This window comes from Palleronia sp. (assembly GCF_042089775.1).
In the GTDB taxonomy this organism is placed as follows: Bacteria; Pseudomonadota; Alphaproteobacteria; order Rhodobacterales; family Rhodobacteraceae; genus Palleronia.
The window spans coordinates 26,961-45,869 of the sequence record NZ_JBELKF010000022.1 but is presented as its reverse complement, the minus strand read 5'-3'; the positions used below and the strand labels follow the sequence as shown (position 1 = coordinate 45,869).

14 protein-coding genes and 1 tRNA gene are annotated in these 18,909 nt (G+C 67.2%); 4 read left to right on the top strand and 11 right to left on the bottom strand.

Going from position 1 to position 18,909, the window contains the following annotated elements; genetic code table 11:
* Positions 1-231 precede the first annotated feature (231 nt).
* Positions 232-308 (bottom strand) — tRNA-Arg (locus ACFDS3_RS08065).
* Positions 309-567: 259 nt separating this feature from the next.
* Here ACFDS3_RS08065 and ACFDS3_RS08060 point away from each other — a divergent pair.
* A complete protein-coding gene (locus ACFDS3_RS08060) occupies positions 568-1,140 on the top strand; it encodes a superoxide dismutase family protein (protein WP_375261839.1) in 573 nt (190 codons plus the stop codon).
* 48 nt (positions 1,141-1,188) lie between these two features.
* Here ACFDS3_RS08060 and ACFDS3_RS08055 read toward each other — a convergent pair whose 3' ends face one another.
* Together ACFDS3_RS08055 and ACFDS3_RS08050 are read right to left on the bottom strand one after the other, a co-directional pair.
* On the bottom strand, positions 1,189-2,349 hold the full coding sequence (locus tag ACFDS3_RS08055) for an MFS transporter (protein ID WP_375261838.1): 1,161 nt from the start codon (positions 2,347-2,349) through the stop codon (positions 1,189-1,191).
* Entirely contained in the window at positions 2,342-3,064 is a 723-nt protein-coding gene (locus ACFDS3_RS08050; RefSeq protein WP_375261837.1) for a DeoR/GlpR family DNA-binding transcription regulator, read from the bottom strand. Before ACFDS3_RS08050 ends, ACFDS3_RS08055 begins: the two co-directional genes overlap by 8 nt.
* A gap of 222 nt (positions 3,065-3,286) precedes the next feature.
* Here ACFDS3_RS08050 and ACFDS3_RS08045 point away from each other — a divergent pair, with 222 nt between their 5' ends.
* Positions 3,287-4,222 carry an alpha/beta fold hydrolase gene (locus ACFDS3_RS08045; protein ID WP_375261836.1) on the top strand — a complete coding sequence of 312 codons (936 nt, stop codon included), beginning with the start codon at positions 3,287-3,289 and terminating at the stop codon, positions 4,220-4,222.
* A gap of 8 nt (positions 4,223-4,230) precedes the next feature.
* Here ACFDS3_RS08045 and hydA read toward each other — a convergent pair whose 3' ends face one another.
* The 5 genes from hydA to ACFDS3_RS08020 are packed head-to-tail and all read right to left on the bottom strand — an operon-like array spanning position 4,231 to position 9,915.
* Entirely contained in the window at positions 4,231-5,691 is a 1,461-nt protein-coding gene (hydA, locus tag ACFDS3_RS08040; RefSeq protein WP_375261835.1) for a dihydropyrimidinase, read from the bottom strand.
* A 1-nt stretch (position 5,692) separates the two neighbouring features.
* Positions 5,693-6,073, bottom strand: a complete 381-nt coding sequence (locus ACFDS3_RS08035; RefSeq protein ID WP_375261834.1) for a PH domain-containing protein — start codon at positions 6,071-6,073, stop codon at positions 5,693-5,695.
* Positions 6,070-7,320 carry a Zn-dependent hydrolase gene (locus ACFDS3_RS08030; RefSeq protein ID WP_375261833.1) on the bottom strand — a complete coding sequence of 417 codons (1,251 nt, stop codon included), beginning with the start codon at positions 7,318-7,320 and terminating at the stop codon, positions 6,070-6,072. The genes ACFDS3_RS08035 and ACFDS3_RS08030 overlap by 4 nt, the downstream gene beginning before the upstream one ends.
* Positions 7,317-8,615: an NAD-dependent dihydropyrimidine dehydrogenase subunit PreA gene (preA, locus tag ACFDS3_RS08025; protein ID WP_375261832.1), complete on the bottom strand. Its 1,299-nt coding sequence runs from the start codon at positions 8,613-8,615 to the stop codon at positions 7,317-7,319. The genes ACFDS3_RS08030 and preA overlap by 4 nt, the downstream gene beginning before the upstream one ends.
* Positions 8,608-9,915, bottom strand: a complete 1,308-nt coding sequence (locus ACFDS3_RS08020) for an NAD(P)-dependent oxidoreductase (RefSeq protein WP_375261831.1) — start codon at positions 9,913-9,915, stop codon at positions 8,608-8,610. Before ACFDS3_RS08020 ends, preA begins: the two co-directional genes overlap by 8 nt.
* A gap of 284 nt (positions 9,916-10,199) precedes the next feature.
* Here ACFDS3_RS08020 and ACFDS3_RS08015 point away from each other — a divergent pair, with 284 nt between their 5' ends.
* Positions 10,200-10,652 (top strand): ferritin-like domain-containing protein, encoded by a 453-nt coding sequence (locus tag ACFDS3_RS08015; protein ID WP_375261830.1) that lies wholly within the window; start codon positions 10,200-10,202, stop codon positions 10,650-10,652.
* 153 nt (positions 10,653-10,805) lie between these two features.
* Positions 10,806-13,112, top strand: a complete 2,307-nt coding sequence (locus ACFDS3_RS08010; protein ID WP_375261829.1) for a Tex family protein — start codon at positions 10,806-10,808, stop codon at positions 13,110-13,112.
* Between the two features lie 46 nt (positions 13,113-13,158).
* Here the strand turns inward: ACFDS3_RS08010 and ACFDS3_RS08005 are convergent, their stop codons facing one another.
* Genes ACFDS3_RS08005 through ACFDS3_RS07995 form a run of 3 tightly spaced genes read right to left on the bottom strand, consistent with a single transcriptional unit; the run spans position 13,159 to position 18,891 of the window.
* Positions 13,159-17,022, bottom strand: coding sequence for an amino acid adenylation domain-containing protein (locus ACFDS3_RS08005; protein WP_375261828.1), 3,864 nt, complete (start codon positions 17,020-17,022; stop codon positions 13,159-13,161).
* On the bottom strand, positions 17,019-17,264 hold the full coding sequence (locus ACFDS3_RS08000; protein WP_375261827.1) for a phosphopantetheine-binding protein: 246 nt from the start codon (positions 17,262-17,264) through the stop codon (positions 17,019-17,021). The genes ACFDS3_RS08005 and ACFDS3_RS08000 overlap by 4 nt, the downstream gene beginning before the upstream one ends.
* A complete protein-coding gene (locus ACFDS3_RS07995) occupies positions 17,173-18,891 on the bottom strand; it encodes a (2,3-dihydroxybenzoyl)adenylate synthase (protein ID WP_375261826.1) in 1,719 nt (572 codons plus the stop codon). The genes ACFDS3_RS08000 and ACFDS3_RS07995 overlap by 92 nt, the downstream gene beginning before the upstream one ends.
* Positions 18,892-18,909: the final 18 nt, after the last annotated feature.

Here is an 18,909-nt window from a genome sequence, read left to right as displayed (position 1 = left end):
GCGTTATGACCGAAGCCCAAAAGTCTTCCTCTCGGCCATCGCCCTCGCCGCTACCATCATCTTCTGGTTATGAGTCCAGAGCCTAAGACTGCAACTGATGCAAGAAAATTCCCAAAGTATCAGCCATTATGCATTTCCCACCCGCTTGCCAGCATATTTATCTTGACAGGGGGCGTGCATGAAACCGTCCAAACGTGCAAGGTTATGGGTCATTGGCAAAGAATGCGAAAGTGGTGCCCACGGGAGGACTCGAACCCCCAACAGCCCGATTAGAAGTCGGATATTCTATCCAGTTGAATTACGTGGGCACACCTGCGGATCCGTATCCTCGTAATGCCTTCCAGTCAACGTGGTACGGACGCGGTAGGTATACCACCTAAATTTCTCCACGAGGAGTACTTACACACATGTGGTAGGTAGTAGGGGATTATTGGCACTCTATCCAGTTGAGCTATGGGACCGCTCGACCTGTTCCATACAGGGGCAGCCCGCCGGGCGGCAAGCGGAACCGGCCCCGGCGGTGATGGTTGATCCACCACATGACCCAAAACCCGGAGATGCTCCGTCATGCTACGTACACTTCTTGGCACCTTGTCGGTCGCCGCCATAACGGCCATGCCGGCCATGGCCCAACAGGAAAGCGGCGAGGCAGAGAATGCCGCTGAAGCCACAGCCACCCAGGACGCTGGCTTTGTCACCGCTGCGCGCGCCAGCGTAGAGGACCGTGACGGCAACCAGGTCGGCACCGTCACCATCAACGAGACCCTCTCGGGCGTTCCGCTCGTCATCGTCGCGCTGAACGGAGTGCCATCGGGCGCCCATGGCATCCACCTGCACGAGACGGGCGACTGCTCGGCCGAAGACTTCACCTCGGCCGGCGGTCATATCGCGGGCGATGCCGAGCACGGCGTCTTTGCCGAGAACGGCCCCCACCCGGGCGACCTGCCCAATGGCATCGTCGACGACACCGGCGCGCTGAACGTCGAGTACTTTGTGCCGAACCTCAACATCGAAGACCAGATCTTCGACAGCGACGGCTCGGCCTTCGTGGTGCACGCGGGCGCCGACGACTACATCAGCCAGCCCGCTGGCGACTCGGGTGACCGTATCGCTTGCGGCGTCTTCGAAGAAGGCAACTGAGGCGACGGAATTTCGTGGTGCAAGGCCCGCCAGATCGGCGGGCCTTTTTCATGCGATCCGGGCCGCCCCCTGCGGCACGCGCGACAGGATCGGGGCAAGCGCCGAGACCATCACGGCAACCGCAGCAAGCCCTGCGAAGGCCAAGCGCAACGAGCTCGCCTCGGCCACCAGTCCGATGAGGGGTGGCCCCATCAGAAGCGCGCCGTATCCAAGCGTGGCGACCGCCGCGATGCCCTGCCCCGGCGGGACATGCGGATCGGACGCGGCCCGGCTGAACGCCAGTGGGATCAGCGCCGCATAGCCGATCCCCATGAAGGCGAATCCGACAAGCGCGGCCGCGAGCGTCTCCGGCACGATTGCGAGGATGAGTCCCGACGCCGCGATCAGACCGCTTGCCCGCGCCATTCGAACCGGACCGAACCGCGTCACCAGCCGGTCCACGGTCAGCCGCATCGCGACCATCGTGACCGAGAACACGGCGTATCCCAACGCGGCAGATGCCTCGCCCGCGCCCGTGACGTCGGTGAGGAAGATTGCGCTCCAGTCCGCCATCGCGCCCTCCCCCAGACCCGAGGCGAGCGCGATCATCCCCACCAGCAGCAATGGCCCGCGCGGCAGGACGAAGACGGCGTCGGTCGCGTTGCGCGGGCGCGTATGCGAGGTCCACCGGAACGCCATGAACGGCCCGAAAAGCACCGCCGCAAGCCCGGCAACGCCCGTGAAATGCACCGCGACCGGCAAGGAGAAATGGACCGCAGCAAAGCCGAGCCCCGCGCCGATGCCCGCCCCAAAGCTCCACATCGCGTGGAAGGACGACATGACCGACCGGCGCGACGTCTTCTCGACCTCGGTCGCCCATGAATTCATGCACACGTCCATCGCCCCGTGCGTTCCGCCAAAGAAGAACAGCGCGGCGGCCAGCCAGACCGGCCCCGGCGCCAACGCTACCAAGACGAGCGTCGTCAGGTAGCCCACAGCGATCCACCGGGTGACGCGCACCGCACCCACCCCGTCCGACAGCCGCCCGGCCAACGGAAAGGAGACGAGCGCGCCGATCCCCATGGACAGAAGGACCGCGCCCAGCCCTGCCTCGCCAAGGCCGTGACGCTCGACCACGGCAGGGATGCGCGAGGCCCACGTGCCCAACAGGATACCGTTCAGTGCAAAGGCGGCGGCGACCGCGCGCCACGGAGTTCTGATATCAGGCATGACGCACCTCCAGCCCGGATTCTTCGATCGCCGCGGTTTGCCCCGCGCTCGCGTCGGTGACCAGCAGGTCGAGCGCCTCGCAGGCCACCACGCGATGCCGGGCACGCCTGCCAATCTTGGCCGCCCCGGTCAGGACTACGGTGCGTGCGCTCGCACCGATCATGGCGGCCTTCACCGCCGCCTCATCGGCGTCGTCGGCCGAAAGGCCGAACCCCGCATCCAGTCCGCAGGCACCGAGCAGCGCCAAGTCGGCCGCCACGGCCTCGACGGCTTGCTCGGCCGTCCGGCCGACCGCAATCCCGCCGAATGGAGAAAGACGCCCTCCGACAAGGTAGGTCGGCGTTCCGGCACCCATTGTCGTTATGGCGACGGCTGGCGAAGGCGTCACGATCAGCCCGCGCGGCAGCGGCGGCAGCACCCGGGCGAGGCGCAGCACGGTCGTGCCACCATCAAGCATCAGGACCATCCCGTCTTCGACCAGGGCAAGAGCTGCGGCCGCGATGGCTTCGGCTGCGTCATCCGCGCCCTGCATGCGCGACGCCATCGGCGCAGCTGGCCGCGCCACCGGAAGCGCTCCGCCCCGCACCCGCCGCAAGACGCCGCGCGCCTCCAGAGCCAGAAGGTCGCGCCGCGCGGTATCGGCAGAGATCCCGAACTCCGCTACCAGCGCGGTCAGGCTCAACGAAAGTCCCCGAGCCACTCGATCCTCGAGCATGGCCTGTCTTGCTTCAGGTGTGTTCAGATCCGTGTCGCTCACTCGCGCGCCCCAGCAGAGTATTGCATTATACCGCATTATCACGCACCACACCGCATGCAAGCTCTAGCTGCCCGCCCAGAGAAGCGATGCCTCCTATGTGACGTGCTTGCACCCAGGCAGGTGCTATCCTCACCTTGAATCAACGGTGGGCCGACGGCCTTAGCGGATAAAGGACTGCAGATGACTGGAATTCTGATCGTCCTCGCGATCCTGATCCTGCTACCCGTCCTTACCACCGGCCTGCTGACGGCAGCGGGACGGCTATGGGTGCCGCCCATCGGCCGCTTCGTCACGGTTGACGGCGCGCGCCTGCACTACCGCGACGTGGGCGACGGGCCGCCAATCGTCCTGATCCACGGCGCCGGGGCGCAGATGCGCACCCTGACCGCGACGCTCGAGCCGCGCTTGTCGGACCGCTTCAGGCTGATCGCGATCGACCGCCCAGGCATGGGCTATCCCAACCCGCAGACAGATGAGTTGACGATTAGCCGGCAAGCCGAGATCCTTGTCGCAGCCCTCGACGCGCTCGACATCCGCAGGCCCGTCCTTGTCGGTCACAGCCTTGGCGGCGCGCTCGCTCTCATCTTGGCGCAGAGGGCACCGGAGCGGTTCGCTGGCCTCGCCCTCGTCGCACCGCTCACCCGGCATCTCGAGCAGATGATCGAGCCGTTCCGCTCGCTCGTCATTCCGAACGAGCGCCTGCGCACCGCCCTGTCCTACACCATTGCGTCCCCCACCGCATTGCTGCGCGGGCCCCGCACCATGCGCCAAGCCTTTGCGCCGGAAGAGCCCCCCACGTGGTTCGCGATCGAGGGCGGAGGGCTCCTGTCGGCCCGGCCGCGCATGTTTCGCGCAATGTCCGCAGAAGCCACGCTTGGCACAGGCGACATGATCGCAATCGCAGCCGCCTACCCGTCCATGACGACCCGGGTCGCGATCCTCTACGGGCGTGAGGACGCGATCCTCAACCCTGCCACACAGGGCGAGCAGACCGCGGCCGAAATCCCCGCAGCCACGATCGATCTCGTTTCTGGCGGACATCTGCTACCGATCACTCAACCCGACCTGACGGCAGACTGGATTGCCAAACGCGCGAACGAGATGCTGGCGCGGTAGCGCCGGGGTCAGACGCCCGCCGGAATGTTCATGGGATCGCGCGCCACCGCGCGGGGCGAAGTCAGCGCCTTCCACTTGGACAGAGCCTTCGCCGGCGCGCTGAAGGGCGGACGCGGGACGAACCGGCCCCTGCCCGGCCGCGGAGAGCTGTTCTGCCCCCACGCCCAGACGACCTCACCCCGCGACAGGGTGTAGCGTGGCTGGCCGGTGACCTCCCACCCCTCGTAGATGTTGTAGTCCAGGATAGACTGGTGGTTCGACACCGACAGGGTCCGCTTGATCTTGGGGTCCCAGACCGTGATGTCGGCATCCGCGCCTTCGACCAGTGCGCCCTTCCTGGGATAGATGTTGAAGATCTTGGCCGCGTTGGTCGAGGTCGCCGCAACGAATTCCTGCGGCGTCAGGCGCCCGGTCTCAACCCCGTGGGTCCAGAGCAGGGCAAGCCGCTCTTCCAGCCCATGGGTGCCGTTCGGGATGATCGTGAAGTCGTCCCGGCCCCGCCGCTTCTGCTCGCTTGAGAAGGCCGCGTGGTCGGTCGCGACCGTCTGCAAGGAGCCCGCCTGAAGCCCCGCCCAGAGCCCTTCCTGATGCTCTTTCCCGCGGAAGGGCGGAGACATCACCCGGCGCGCGGCATGGTCCCAATCCGGATTCTGGTACTCGCTGTCGTCCAGCGTCAGAAACTGGATCAGCGGCTCGCCATAGACGCGCATCCCCTTTTGCCGCGCCCGGCGGATCGCCTCGTGCGCCTGCTCGCAGGATACATGAACGATATACAAAGGCGTGCCAGCCGCATCGGCGATGGTAATCGCGCGGTTCGCCGCCTCGCCCTCGAATTCGGGCGGGCGGGAATAGCTGTGCGCCTCGGGGCCGGTGATCCCGTCGGCCAAGAGCCGCGCCTGCGCCTCGGCGACAAGGTCGCCATTCTCGGCATGGACCATCGGCAGCACGCCCAGCTCCTTGCAACGGCGGAACGAGGCAATCATCTCCTCGTCGTCGATCATCAGGGCGCCCTTGTACGCCATGAAGTGCTTGAACGAGTTGACGCCCATGTCGACGGCGTCCTTCATCTCGTTGAAGATCTGTTCGTTCCAACCGGTGATGGCCATGTGGTAGCCGACGTCGACGCAGATCTGGTCGCGCGACTTCTTGTGCCACGTCTCGATCGCGTTCTTGATCGACCCATCCTCGCCCGGAAGACAGAAGTCGATGATCATGGTCGTGCCACCGGCAGCGGCGGCGCGGGTGCCGGTTTCGAACGTCTCGGCAGCCTCGGTGCCCATGAAGGGCATCTGCATGTGGGTGTGCGGATCGATGCCGCCGGGAATGACGTAGGCGCCCTCGGCGTCGATCACCTCGTCGCCGGTCAGGTCGGTGCCGATGCGGGCGATGGTCTCGCCCTCGATCAGGATGTCGGCCTCCCACATGCGGTCGGCGGTGACGAGGGTGCCGTTCTTGATGACGGTGGACATCTTACTTCGCTCCAATCGTAGCTTTTGAGAGCAGGGAAATCAAAGGCATCACATCCGCGCCCTTCAGAAATTCGAACTGAACCAGCCCCATGCCTGAAAGCCAGATCTTCAACTCCGAATCCAAGTCGAACGTCCCGGCGGTCTCGACCGAGAACGCGGTGACCGATGCGTATGCGATGGACACGAATTCCTTCTTCTTGCCGCGCAGCCCCTGAACGTCGATCGAGATCACGCGCCTGTCCGTGCAGATGAGGCAGTCTCGGACGCTCTTGAATTCGCGCACGACCTGCTCTTCGGGTAGCAGAAGGAATTCGTAGAGAGCGGCGTTTTCTCCGACCGTCTGGTCCCGAAGCCCGACGATCTTCTTTCCGTCCCACGTCATTCCGGGACGATCTCCGCCGTCGCCACCACGGCATGCAGCAGAACATCTGCCCCGGCCTTGGCCCAGTCCTTGGTGATTTCCTCGGCCTCGTTGTGAGACAGGCCGTCTACGCAGGGGCACATGACCATCGCAGTCGGTGCCACCCGATTGATCCAGCAGGCGTCGTGCCCCGCCCCGCTGACGATGTCGCGGTGCTTGTAACCCAGCCGCTCGGCGGCATTGCGCACGGCGGCCACGCAGCCCTCGTCGAAGGTGACCGGGTCGAAATGACCGGCGATCTCGATCTCGATCCCGAGGCCCAGTTCGGCGACGATTTCGGGCGCTTCGGCTTCCAGCCGCGCCTTCATCCCGTCGAGCTTGTCCTGGTCGGGCGAGCGGAAATCGACGGTGAACACCACCTTGCCGGGGATCACGTTGCGCGAGTTGGGATAGACGTCCACATGGCCCGCCGCGCCCACGGCGTCGGGCTGGTTCTCCATCGCGATCTGGTGCACCCGTTCGAGGATTCGCGCCATCCCCAGCCCCGCGTTCCTGCGCATCGGCATTGGGGTCGATCCGGTATGCGCATCCTTGCCAGTCAGCGTGATCTGGAGCCACCACAGCCCCTGCCCATGGGTGACGACTCCGATTTCGTCGCCCTCGGCCTCAAGGATCGGCCCCTGCTCGATATGCAACTCGAAGAAGGCGCGCATCTTGCGCTGGCCCACCGGCTCGTCGCCCTTCCAGCCGATGCGCTGAAGCTCGTCGCCGAAGGTCTTACCCGCAGCGTCGGTGCGCCCGTAGGCCCAGTCCTGCTCGTGGATGCCGGCGAAGACGCCCGATGACAGCATCGCCGGGGCAAAGCGCGTGCCCTCTTCATTCGTCCAGTTGGTGACGACGATGGGGTGGCGGGTCTTCACGTCGAGGTCGTTCAGCGTGCGCACCAGTTCCAGCCCGCCGAGGACGCCCAGAACGCCGTCGTATTTCCCGCCCGTGGGCTGGGTGTCGAGGTGGCTGCCCACATAGACGGGCGGCAGATCCTCGGTCCCCTCGCGGCGGGCGAACATGTTGCCCATCGTGTCGAGGCCCATGGTCATGCCCGCCGCCTCGCACCACGACTGGAACAGGGCGCGGCCTTCGGAATCTTCGTCGGTCAGGGTCTGGCGGTTGTTGCCGCCCGCCACGCCGGGGCCAATCTTTGCCATCTCCATCAGGCTGTCCCACAGCCGGTCGGCGTTGATCGTCAGGTTGCTGTCGGGTGCTGTCATTCTGCGGCCACGGCGCTGGGATTGTGGGGGTGGGTGGTCCAGTCGGCCGGCTCCGCCTGGACGACCTTGCCGGTGCGCGGATCGACCGTGCCGGGCGAGAGCTGCTCCATCGTGATGCAATTCTCGACCGGGCAGACATCGAGGCACAGGTTGCACGCGACGCACTCGTCGTCCTTCACCTCGAACACGCGGCCGGGGTTCATCGCGATCGCCTGGTGCGAGGTGTCCTCGCAGGCAGCGTAGCAGCGGCCGCACTTGATGCACAGGTCCTGGTCGATCCGCGCCTTGGTCACGTAGTTGAGGTTGAGGTGCTTCCAGTCCGTCACGTTCGGCACGGCGCGTCCGATCAGGTCGTCCATCACCATGCCGCGCTCGTCGAGATACTGCGACAGGCCCGAGACCATCTCCTGCACGATCTTGAAGCCGTAGGTCATCGCCGCCGTGCAGACCTGCACCGACCCCGCGCCCAGCGCCATGAACTCGGCCGCATCGCGCCATGTCGTCACACCGCCGATTCCGCTGATGGGGATGCCTCCCAGTTCCGGGTCGCGGGCGATCTCGGCCACCATGTTCAGCGCAATGGGCTTCACCGCCGGGCCGCAATAGCCGCCATGGGCGCCCTTGCCGTCGATGGTCGGCTCCGGCGCGAAGAGGTCCAGATCGACGCTCGTGATCGAGTTGATCGTGTTGATGAGGGATACCGCGTCGGCCCCGCCGCGCTTGGCGGCCTCGGCCGGTTTGCGGATGTCGGTGATGTTGGGCGTCAGCTTCACGATCACGGGCATCCGGGTGTTCTGCTTCACCCAGCGCGTCACCATCTCGATATATTCGGGCACCTGCCCCACGGCCGAGCCCATGCCCCGCTCGCTCATCCCGTGGGGGCAGCCGAAGTTCAGCTCGACCCCGTGCGCGCCGGTATCCTCGACCAACGGCAGGATCATCTTCCACGGCTCTTCCTCGCACGGCACCATGAGCGACACGACCATGGCCCGGTCGGGATAGTCGCGCACGACCTGCTTGATCTCGCGCAGGTTCACCTCGAGCGGGCGGTCGGTAATCAGCTCGATATTGTTGATGCCGAGCACCCGCCGGTCGGCACCGTGGATCACGCCGTAGCGGGGGCCGTTGACGTTCACGACATGGGGGTCGAGGCCCAGCGTCTTCCACACCACGCCGCCCCAGCCGGCGTCGAATGCGCGGCGGACGTTGTATTCCTTGTCGGTGGGCGGCGCCGAGGCCAGCCAGAACGGGTTGGGCGACTTGATGCCCACGAAATTGGTGGTCAGGTCAGCCATTTGCGTGCTCCATCAGGGTCGCGTGGATATCCATGGCGGCGTCGCGGCCCTGCGCGACGGCGGTGACGGTCAGGTTCTCGCCCCGGTTCGTGCAATCGCCCCCGGCCCAGACATGCCCGAGAGAGGTCCGGCCGGTTTCACCTATGGCGATGCGTCCGTCCTCGACGGCCGGAGCCTCGACGGGGGCCAGCACCTGCCCGATAGCAAGGAAAAGCTGGTCGGCGGGGATCGTGACGATGTCCCCCGTGGGCTGCGCGAAGGAAACGGCCTCCAGCGGCGATCCGTGCAGTTCGACCGGGGCGACATCGGTCAGGATGTTCACCCCGTCCTGCGCCGCGAGATCCTGTTCATAGCGCGAGGCCTTCATCCGGTCTCGCGGACCGCGATAGGCGAGCGTCACGTTCAGCGCGCCCAGCCGCTTGGCCTGCACCGCCGCGTCCACGGCCGTCATGCCGCCCCCCACGACGATCACGTCGCGCCCGATCGCCACCGTGGACGGGTCCGACTGGCGCAGCCGGGCGATGAAGGCCACCGCATCCTCGACACCGGGCCGCTCGATATCGTCGAGCGTCAGGGCGTTCACATGGCCGAGCCCGATCCCGAGGAACACCGCGTCGAACGTCTTGCGCAGTTGCGACAGCCGATTCACGTCGACCGTTTCGCTGGTGTGCAGTTCGATCCCGCCGATGCCCATCAGCCAGTCGACCTCGGCGCGGGCAAAGTTGTTGGGGGTCTTGTAGGTGGCGATGCCGTATTCGTTCAGACCGCCGGGCTTGGCCGCCGCGTCGAACAGCGCGACCTCGTGGCCCAGCATCGCCAGCCGGTGAGCGCAGGACAGGCCCGCCGGGCCCGCGCCCACCACGGCGACGCGCTTGCCGGTCGGCGCGGCGCGGCTGAACGGATGCGCGTTGGCCGCCATGAGCGTGTCGGTGGCATAGCGTTGCAAGCGGCCGATCTCGACCGGGCGACCCTCGGCGATTTCGCGGACGCAGGACTCTTCGCACAGGGTTTCGGTCGGGCAGACGCGGGCGCACATGCCGCCCAGGATGTTCTGATCGAAGATCGTGCGCGCGGCCGCCTCGGGCGTGCCCGTCGAAATCTGGCGGATGAACAGCGGAATGTCGATTGCGGTCGGACAGGCGGTGACGCAGGGCGCGTCGTAGCAGAAATAGCAGCGGTCGGCCGCGACCATGGCCTCGTGCGCATCCAGCGGAGGATGAAGATCACTCAAGTTCGCAATCAACTGCGCCTCGGGCAAGCGGCCCGGATGGATCCCTTCGCTCCAGATACTGATCTTCATGGCTACCCTTCTCTTTTCACCGTCCGACCCTACTGAACCGCGAGGCGGGCGGGATCCTGAGCGGTCAGGCACCCGCTGAGGCGACCCCGCTTGCCCCACATTGAGGCGAAATCCTCGTGTCGCGCCAGTTTTTTCGGCAACCGCCCGGCCTGCCCCGTTCCAGGGTCGGATCACGCACCGCGGATAAGCGGTCCGCCGCCGGCACGGGAGGCTGCCCCGGCATCCCGGAACATTCGCGCACCGCACTCGTTTTCCTGACAACTTTCATTTCAAGGAGCGAAACAATGGTGACGACAGTCGGACAGGAAACCAGTGCAGCGAAACTGATCGAGAACTGCATGATCCTCGAACATGACGCCATCGCGGCCTACGACACGGTCATCGCGCGACTGGAGAGCCCGGAATACCGCGCGCAGATCGAAAGCTTCAGGAACGACCATCAGCAGCACCTCCAGGAGCTGAACCTCTTCGCCACGGAACATGGGGTGACGGCTCCGACCGAGGGCGACATCAAGCAGATGCTGACGACCGGGAAGGTCAAGCTTGCCGACATGGCCGGCGGTGACGGCGCGATCCTAAAGGCGATGAGCAGCAACGAAAGCGACACCGTCGCGGCCTACTCGAACGCGGCCAGCAACCAGGAGCTGCCGCCGAAGATGCTTCCCATGGTCGAAAAGGCCCTGGCGGATGAGAAGCGCCACAAGGAATGGATGGAGAGAACGGCCGCCCACGCCTGACTCTTCCCGCCAGAGCCGTCGAGGCGGAAGCGTGGACTCATCGGCTCCGGATTGTCCCGATCACCCCAGGGCGCTGGGGTGACCGGTTCGGTAGTTGGCGCCGGCTTCGGGGCGGGTTAAAGATCCCGTCCTCTCCCTTTGCCTGGATCACCGATGCCCTCCGATGCTTCCGCCCAGATTGTTCGACTCATCGCCAGCGATATCGGCGCCCGCCCCAATCAGGTGACCGCCGCGATCGCCCTTCTGGATGGCGGTGCGACGGTTCCGTTCGTCGCGCGCTATCGCAAGGAGGCGACCGGCGGCCTCGACGATACGCAGCTGCGCAACCTCGGGGATCGGCTGGGCTACCTGCGCGAGCTCGAGGCGCGGCGGGCGACGGTGCTCGGCAGCATTCGCGAGCAGGGCAAGCTGACCGATGATCTGAGGGCGCAGATCGAGGCGGCCACGACAAAGGCGGTGCTCGAGGATCTTTACCTGCCCTTCAAGGCCAAGCGCCGGACCAAGGCCGCCATCGCGCGCGAGCGCGGGCTTGAGCCGCTGGCCGACGCGATCCTGTCGGATCGGCGTGCCTCGCCCGAGACGCTGGCGGCCGGCTACATCACCGAAGATGTGCCCGACACTAAGGCCGCCCTGACCGGCGCCCGCGACATCCTGGCCGAACGGCTGGCCGAGGACGCGGGGCTCATCGGCCGGCTGCGAGGATTCATGCAGAAAGACGCGTTCCTGACTGCCCGCGTGGTCGAGGGGCAAGAGGAGAAGGGCGCCAAGTTCTCGGACTACTTCGCCCATAGCGAGCGCTGGTCGGCGGTGCCGAGCCACCGTGCGCTCGCCATGATGCGCGGCAGCTCCGAAGGGGTGCTGAACCTCGACATCGCACCGGACCCCGAGACCGGGCGCGATAAGGCCGAGCGCATGGTTTCGGCCGCTCTCGGCATCACAGGCGATATGCCGGGCGACGTGTGGCTGCGCGGCGTGGCCGGCTGGACGTGGCGCACGAAGCTCAGCCTTTCGATGATGCTCGACCTCATGGCCGAGCTTCGCCGCAGCGCGCAGGAAGAGGCGATCCGCGTCTTCGCCCGAAACCTCAAGGACCTGCTGCTGGCAGCCCCCGCGGGCGCGCGGCCGACGCTGGGACTCGATCCCGGCATCCGTACGGGCGTGAAGGTCGCCGTAGTCGATGCGACGGGCAAGGTACTGGACACCGGGACGGTCTACCCGTTCCAGCCGAAGAACGACGTGCGCGGCACACAGGCCACGCTGGCGACCTTGATCCGCAAACACGGGGTCGAGCTGGTCGCCATCGGCAACGGCACCGGCAGCCGCGAGACGGAGAAGCTCGTGGCCGACCTGCTGTCCAACCTGCCGGGGACGAAACCCACCAAGGTGATCGTGTCCGAGGCCGGTGCCTCGGTCTACTCCGCCTCCGAGCTTGCGGCGCGCGAGTTCCCGGGCCTCGATGTGTCACTCCGCGGCGCAGTCTCGATCGCGCGGCGACTTCAGGACCCGCTGGCCGAGCTCGTGAAGATCGAGCCGAAGGCGATTGGCGTGGGCCAGTACCAGCACGACGTCGACCAGCACCGCCTTGGACAGGCTCTCGACGGGGTGGTCGAGGATGCCGTGAACGCGGTCGGTGTGGATGTGAACATGGCCTCGGCCCCCCTGCTCGCCCGCGTCTCGGGCGTCGGCCCCGCGCTGGCCGAGGCCATCGTCACCGTCCGCAACGAGAAAGGCGCCTTCCGCAAGCGCAAGGACCTGCTGGCCGTCCCGCGCCTCGGACCCAAGGCTTTCGAGCAGTGCGCCGGCTTCCTGCGGATCGCAGACGGCGACGAACCGCTCGACGCCTCGGCCGTCCACCCCGAGGCGTACGGCCTCGCTCGGCGCATCGTGAAGGCCTGCGGCACCGATCTGAGGACGCTGATGGGGGACGAGGCACGGCTGCGCGCCCTCTCACCCGAGGATTTCGTAGACGACACGTTCGGCCTGCCAACCGTGCGCGACATCCTGTCAGAGCTCGCCAAGCCGGGCCGCGACCCCCGCCCCGACTTCAAGACGGCAAGCTTTGCCGAGGGTGTGGATGATATCAAGGACCTCAAGCCCGGCATGCAGCTTGAGGGGACGGTGACGAACGTGGCTGCCTTCGGCGCGTTCGTGGATATCGGCGTTCACCAGGACGGGCTTGTTCATGTCTCGCAACTTGCAGACCGGTTCGTCAAAGACCCGCACGAGGTGGTCAAGGCCGGCGACGTGGTGAAGGTCCGCGTGGTCGAGGTCGACATCCCCCGCAAGCGCATCGGCCTGTCCATGCGCCGGGACGGCGGAGGGGCGAACGACCGGCCGAAGCCCGAGGCGAACCGCCCGCGCGACGGCAAGGGCGGCCGGACTACCTCTTCTCCGGGGCCAAAGAAGACCGAGACCGGCTCGTTCGGAAACGCGCTGCTCGACGCCATGAAGCGAAAGTGACGGCCGAGGTGCCCCAGATCAAGGCCAGCTGAAACCGATGCGCTCCTCAGGACATGGCGGTTTCCTCGGCAGCCATCAGGTCCGGCCACGGGGCACGGATCGCATCGGCGATATGGGGCGTGATCGGGGGCGAGACGAGATCGGCATGCCGGCAGTCAAGCGAGATGCGCGCGAGGGACCGCGTATAGGGCGCCCAGAGCCCGGCGTGGTGCGGTGTGCCCGCCTGATCGCGCAAAGCCGCGACGTGGACGGTTGGCGTGCGCACTGCGACTTCCCGGTGCGCACGCACCAGGACATTCGTCGCGCGAACCGAGCGTACGATGCCGCGCTGCACCGCGACGGGAAGCTGGCCAAGGGCATGACCTTCCTGCCTCAGGAAACCCATGATCGCCTCGGGCGTCTCGAGTTCCGCATGATCATCGGGGTCGTAGCCGGCGATGGCGAGGAGCGCGCGCAGCGCCTGCCCCTCGTCCGGTTCCGGCTGATCGCGCCAGCACTCGGACGGGTAGGCGTCGAGCAAGATCAGACGCTGGACCGGCAGCCCGCGTCGCTCGGCCTCGGCCGCCATCGCGTGGGCGATGATCCCCCCGAGCGACCAGCCGAGCAAGATGAAGCCACCATTCGGGGCGGTGTTTTCGACCCGATCGACATAGGTCCGGGCGAGGTCTGACAGGCTCACCGGATCAGGCGCATCCGGAGTGAGGAGCGGCGACTGCAATCCGTTCACCGGCCAATCGTCCAAGGCCTGCGCCAGCGTTCGATAGCACCACGCGAGGCCGCCGGCGGGATGAACGGCGAAGACCGGCGCGGCATCAGCTGCTCCGGTGGACAGACGGATCACCGGCCCCAGCCCTTGGTCCGGCGCATCCCGCGACTCGAGCACCTTCGCCAGATCGGCGAGCACGGGCGTCTCGAGGATCGTGCCGAGCCCCGGATCGAAGCCCAACTCTTCCTCGAGGCAGAGCGTTAGCCGCACCGCCCGAAGCGAGTCGCCGCCCGCCAGGAAGAAGTCCGTCGTTGCCCCCGCCGGAATGCCCAGGATCTCGGCATAAAGCCGGGCAAGCAGGCGCTCGGTTTCGGACACCAGCTCGCGCGCGTCGCTGTCGGCGGCACCCTTGGGCGCGGGAAGCGCCTTCCGGTCGAGCTTGCCCGTCGGCGAAAGCGGCAGGTGGTTCAGGACGATCACGTGAGCCGGGACCATCGCCTGCGGCAGTCTGTCGGCCAGCGCGGCGCGGATTGCGGCCGGGTCGCCCTCACGCTGTTGCACCACGTAAGCGACGAGTTGCGCACCGTCGCGCAGGATGACCGCCGCCCGTTCGACCATCCCGGTGTCGATCAACGCGCGCTCGATCTCGGCCGGTTCGACCCGGGCACCACGCACCTTGATCTGGTCGTCCGCGCGCCCAACGAAGGTCAACACGCCAGCCTCGTCCGAGACGGCGAGGTCGCCGGTGTTGTACATCCGCTCGTCCGGATGAAAGGGGTCCGGCAAGAACCGTTCGGCGGTCAGCTCCGGCTGTCCCAGATACCCCCGCGCAAGCTGCCGTCCCGCCAAGTGCAGACGACCCGGTACGCCGTCCGGAACCGGCCGGCCCGCAGAGTCCAAAAGGTAGCACCGCGTGTTCCACGCCGGTCGGCCGATCGGCACGCTGAAGCCGGCATCGCCCGCGATCGCCTCGTGAGAGGTTACATCGACCGCCGCCTCGGTCGGTCCATAGAGGTTGTGCAGTCGGCCGTCGATCCGCGTGCGGAACTGTTCGGCAAGCCGGGCCGGCAGCACTTCGCCGCTGGCAAAGACGTGGCGGACACTCAGGCCGGCGGAGGCTGGCGCGGAAAGGAACAGGTCAAGCATCGAAGGCACGAAATGCAGCGTCGTGATCCGGTGCGTGCGGATCAGGTCGGCCAGCGCGGCGGGGTCACGATGCGCGCCGGGTGGTGCCACGACAAGGATCGCGCCCGCCAGGATCGGCAGAAAGAACTCCCAGACCGAGACGTCGAAGATCGGGGGCGTCTTCTGCAGGATACGGTCGCCGGGGCCGATGTCGTAGGTGTCACGCATCCACAGAAGGCGGTTCACGATGGCCCGGTGCTCGACCACGACGCCCTTCGGCGTACCGGTCGAACCGGAGGTGAAGAGGACATAGGCCGGATCTGTAGGCCGGATCGGCGCCGGATCAGCCTCGGGACCAGCGGCGCGGGCGTCGAGGCGGGGCAGGTCGCCGGCGGCGAAACCCGGTTCGGCAATCAGCGCTGCCGGCTGGCTGCGCGTCAGGATGCCTTCGCGGCGGGCGCTTTGGTCGGCGGGGTCGAGGGGCAGGAACGCGGCCCCCGCACGCAGGGTACCGACGAGCGCAACGACCAACTCGATCGACCGCGGCAGCGCCACCGCAACGATATCCCCCTGTCCGATCCCCCGCGCCGCCAGCCGCCGCGCGAGGGCGCGGGTCTCGGCATCAAGTTGCGCGTAGGTGAGCGTCTCGTCCCCGCAGTTCAGCGCGGGCGCCTCGGGGTTGGCGCGCATCCCGGCCTCGATCAGGACGGTCAGGGTCGTCTCCGGCACCTCGTGCGCGGTCGCGTTCCGGACGTGGATATGCGTCTGCGCCTCGGCCGGCGTCAGCGTCGGCACCTCGACCAGCCGCTGTGCGTCGAGGGCCGCGCCCAGAAAGGCGGCGAGGCGACGTGCGTGGATCGCCGTCTCTGCGTCCGAATAGAGGGCCGTGTTCGTGTCCACCTGCAGCACGAGCCCCGATGCGGGATGGCCGCGGTAGCAGAAGGTCACGTCGTCCACCGATCCCGCGCCGAGGATCTCGAGCCGTGTGCGGCAGCCATGCAGCTCGGGGCAGGCGTCGAACGGCAGAATGTTGACCAGCGGCCCCCAAAGCCGCCGCCCCGCCCCGATCCGCCCCAGTTCGCGCTGCAGAACCTCGCCGCGGTAGCCGGCGTTCCGACGCATGGCCGCGAGTTGTCCCGAAACAGCGCAGAGCCAATCGGACAGGGACGCGCCCTCATCTATCGCAAGGTGCAGCGGCAGGACGTTCACCCGCGTGGCCGGCACCCGCGCCACCCGGCCCATGCGGTTCTGCAGCGGGATGCCGAGGACGACCTCTGCCGCCTCGTCCCGCGCGGCTGACGGCACATGGCGCGCGACGTAGGCGCCCGTCAGCGCGGTCAGCACTTCGGTCCAATCCGCACCCGCCGCCTCTGCCTGGCGCACCAGCGCAGCGCACAGATCAGAGGGAAGCAGAGTTTTGGCGCGATGGAACCAGCGGCCGTCGCCGCCCGCAGGGCCGCGGCTCATGCTTGCGACCGGCGGCAGATCAGCCAGCGTGGCGTGCCAGTGATCCCGTTGGCGCAGGCGGGCGGGAGAGTTGGCAAATCGCGCCTCTTCTTCCAGCGCGCGTGCGTATGGCGCCAGCGCTTGGCCCCTGTCGGTGTTCGTCACGATCGCGTTGTAGAGTGCGGCGAGACGCCGGGTCACCTGCACCATGGCCTGTCCGTCTGCCGCGATGTGGTGGATGCGCTCGGTCAGGATGTGGCGCTGAGGGCCAAGCCTCCATAGCGTGAAGCCGGCGACGGCCCCGCGAGTGAGGTCCATCGATGTCCGCGCTTCGACCTCGATCTCGTCGGCCACGTCCGACGCGGCGGCGCCGGTCCTGTCGCGAAGGACGAGCACAGGCGCGCCGTCCGGCTCGATCCAGTGCGCGGGCCCGTCAGGCGCGTCGGCCACGCGCATCGCAAGGCTTTCGGCCTCGCGGCCAAGGGCGGTGACGGCGTCGGCCATTGCCGCGGCGTCGAGCGGCCCATCGATGTGGAGCGCCTGCCCGGTGACGAAGACGGGACTCTCCGGGTCGCGGCGCTGCGCGTACCAGATGCCCGACTGCGCCTCGGTCAACGGCCAGCGCGCCGTCATGCCCGGCCATCCCGCACGATCGCCCACCACTCCGCGAGCGTCTCGGCCTCGTAGAGCCGGGCGGGTTCGATTGACGGCTGCACCTCTTCCCACCGCATCAACAGTTGCATCAGCGCGACCGAGTCTAGGCCCAGATCGCCGAGGTGGTCGTCATCCGCGATCTCCTCGGGCGGAATCCGCAGAGCCTCGGCTATGTCGAGCCGCATCGTCTCGAGGGTCAGGGGCTGGGTCGGTTCGGTCATTGGCTGCCTCACTTGTTGCTGTCTGCTCCCCCAGAACCTCGTCCCGCAGCATGTCGCGCAGTTCCCGGCGGCTGATCTTGCCGACGGCCGTGGTGGCGAACGCATCGACGAAGCGGATCTCGTCTGGGATCTTGAACGCGGCGACCTCACGCCCGCGCATGTAGCGGCGAATATCGGCGGCTCGCGGCGGGCCACCTTTCGGCCGGATGAACGCGCAGGAGCGTTCGCCCAGCCGTGCATCGGGGATGGAAACGACGACTGCGTCGAACACGTCCGGGTGGCCGAGCAACAGGTCCTCGACTTCCTCGGCCGAGATCTTTTCGCCCGAGCGGTTGATCTGATCGTTCGCCCGTCCCTGCACGACGAGGTGACCCGTCGGCAGTCGGACCACGATATCTCCGGTCCTGTAGAACCCGTCTTCGGTAAAGCTGCGGGCGTTTGCCGCGGGCGCAGCGTGATAGGACCGGATCGTGTAGGGTCCGCGGGTCAGCAGGTTGCCCGGCTCCCCGTCCGGCACCGGATGGCCCGCATCATCGACGACCAGAACCTCGTCGTCGGGGCTGATCGGGCGGCCTTGGCTGCCCACCACGATGTCCTCGGGATCATCGAGCCGGGTGTAGTTCACCAGCCCCTCGGCCATGCCAAAAACCTGCTGAAGTCGGCACCCAAGCAGCGGCTTCACCCGGCGGGCGCTTTCGGGCAGGAACTTGGCGCCACCGACCTGCAGGATCTGCAGCGACGGCAAGTCCGGTGTCTCTCGTTCGGCAGCATCGAGCCAAAGCAGCGCCAGCGGCGGCACGAGGCCGGTGATCGTCACGCCCTCACGCCGGATCAGGGGGAACGCCACCTCGGGGCGCGGCGACGGGGACAGAACCACCCTCGTGCGCGCATAGAGGGCACCGAAGGCGCCAGGCGAGCTCATGGTGAAGTTGTGCGCCACCGGCAGCGTCGCCATGAAGACCGAGTCCCGGTCGAGCCCGCAGATCCGGGCGCTTTCGCGCAGCGAATAGATGTAGTCGTCATGCGTGCGCGGGATCAGCTTGGGCAGTCCGGTGCTGCCGCCCGAGATCTGCAGGAAGGCCACCGCTTGCGGGTCGGGATCGGCCGGCAGCGTGGCGGTGTCGCCCTCCACGACGTCCATTGTGATTGCGCCTTCCGGGGCCGCACCCGCAACGATCACGTACGACAGGCCCGACAGGGAAAGGGCAAGGTTCGCGTGGTCGAAGCCGTCGATGCGGTCCTGCGTCACGATCGCGACCGCCTCGGACGTGGTCGCCAGGTGGGCAAGCTCGGTCCGGCGATGCGCGGGAAGAGCATAGACCGGGATCATGCCCGCCGCGAAGAGGCCGAACACGGCCGTGAAGAAGGCGGGCACGTTGCCCATCTGCACGAGCACGCGGTCGCCCGGATGCAGCCCCAGGGCCAGCAGACCAGCGCCGAAGCGTCGCGTGCGGGCGTCCAGGTCGGCGTAGCTCCAGCGCTCGGCGCCGTCGGTGATCGCCTCGCGGTCGGGGTGGTCGGCTGCACGCGCGCGAAGCATTGCGGGGAAGGTCTCGCCCCGCCAGTAGCCCCGCTCGCGGTAGCGGGTGTCGAGCGCATCGGGCCAGGTTTGGGAAAGCGGAGTCATGCGATTGGTCCGTTCGGG

What these genes read in the sequence shown, in the direction of transcription:
- ACFDS3_RS08060 (WP_375261839.1), top strand. Translation starts at nt 568, where the DNA reads ATGCTACGTACACTTCTTGGCACCTTGTCGGTCGCCGCCATAACGGCC.
- ACFDS3_RS08055 (WP_375261838.1), bottom strand. Translation starts at nt 2,349, where the DNA reads ATGCCTGATATCAGAACTCCGTGGCGCGCGGTCGCCGCCGCCTTTGCA.
- ACFDS3_RS08050 (WP_375261837.1), bottom strand. Translation starts at nt 3,064, where the DNA reads ATGCTCGAGGATCGAGTGGCTCGGGGACTTTCGTTGAGCCTGACCGCG.
- ACFDS3_RS08045 (WP_375261836.1), top strand. Translation starts at nt 3,287, where the DNA reads ATGACTGGAATTCTGATCGTCCTCGCGATCCTGATCCTGCTACCCGTC.
- hydA (WP_375261835.1), bottom strand. Translation starts at nt 5,691, where the DNA reads ATGTCCACCGTCATCAAGAACGGCACCCTCGTCACCGCCGACCGCATG.
- ACFDS3_RS08035 (WP_375261834.1), bottom strand. Translation starts at nt 6,073, where the DNA reads ATGACGTGGGACGGAAAGAAGATCGTCGGGCTTCGGGACCAGACGGTC.
- ACFDS3_RS08030 (WP_375261833.1), bottom strand. Translation starts at nt 7,320, where the DNA reads ATGACAGCACCCGACAGCAACCTGACGATCAACGCCGACCGGCTGTGG.
- preA (WP_375261832.1), bottom strand. Translation starts at nt 8,615, where the DNA reads ATGGCTGACCTGACCACCAATTTCGTGGGCATCAAGTCGCCCAACCCG.
- ACFDS3_RS08020 (WP_375261831.1), bottom strand. Translation starts at nt 9,915, where the DNA reads ATGAAGATCAGTATCTGGAGCGAAGGGATCCATCCGGGCCGCTTGCCC.
- ACFDS3_RS08015 (WP_375261830.1), top strand. Translation starts at nt 10,200, where the DNA reads ATGGTGACGACAGTCGGACAGGAAACCAGTGCAGCGAAACTGATCGAG.
- ACFDS3_RS08010 (WP_375261829.1), top strand. Translation starts at nt 10,806, where the DNA reads ATGCCCTCCGATGCTTCCGCCCAGATTGTTCGACTCATCGCCAGCGAT.
- ACFDS3_RS08005 (WP_375261828.1), bottom strand. Translation starts at nt 17,022, where the DNA reads ATGACGGCGCGCTGGCCGTTGACCGAGGCGCAGTCGGGCATCTGGTAC.
- ACFDS3_RS08000 (WP_375261827.1), bottom strand. Translation starts at nt 17,264, where the DNA reads ATGACCGAACCGACCCAGCCCCTGACCCTCGAGACGATGCGGCTCGAC.
- ACFDS3_RS07995 (WP_375261826.1), bottom strand. Translation starts at nt 18,891, where the DNA reads ATGACTCCGCTTTCCCAAACCTGGCCCGATGCGCTCGACACCCGCTAC.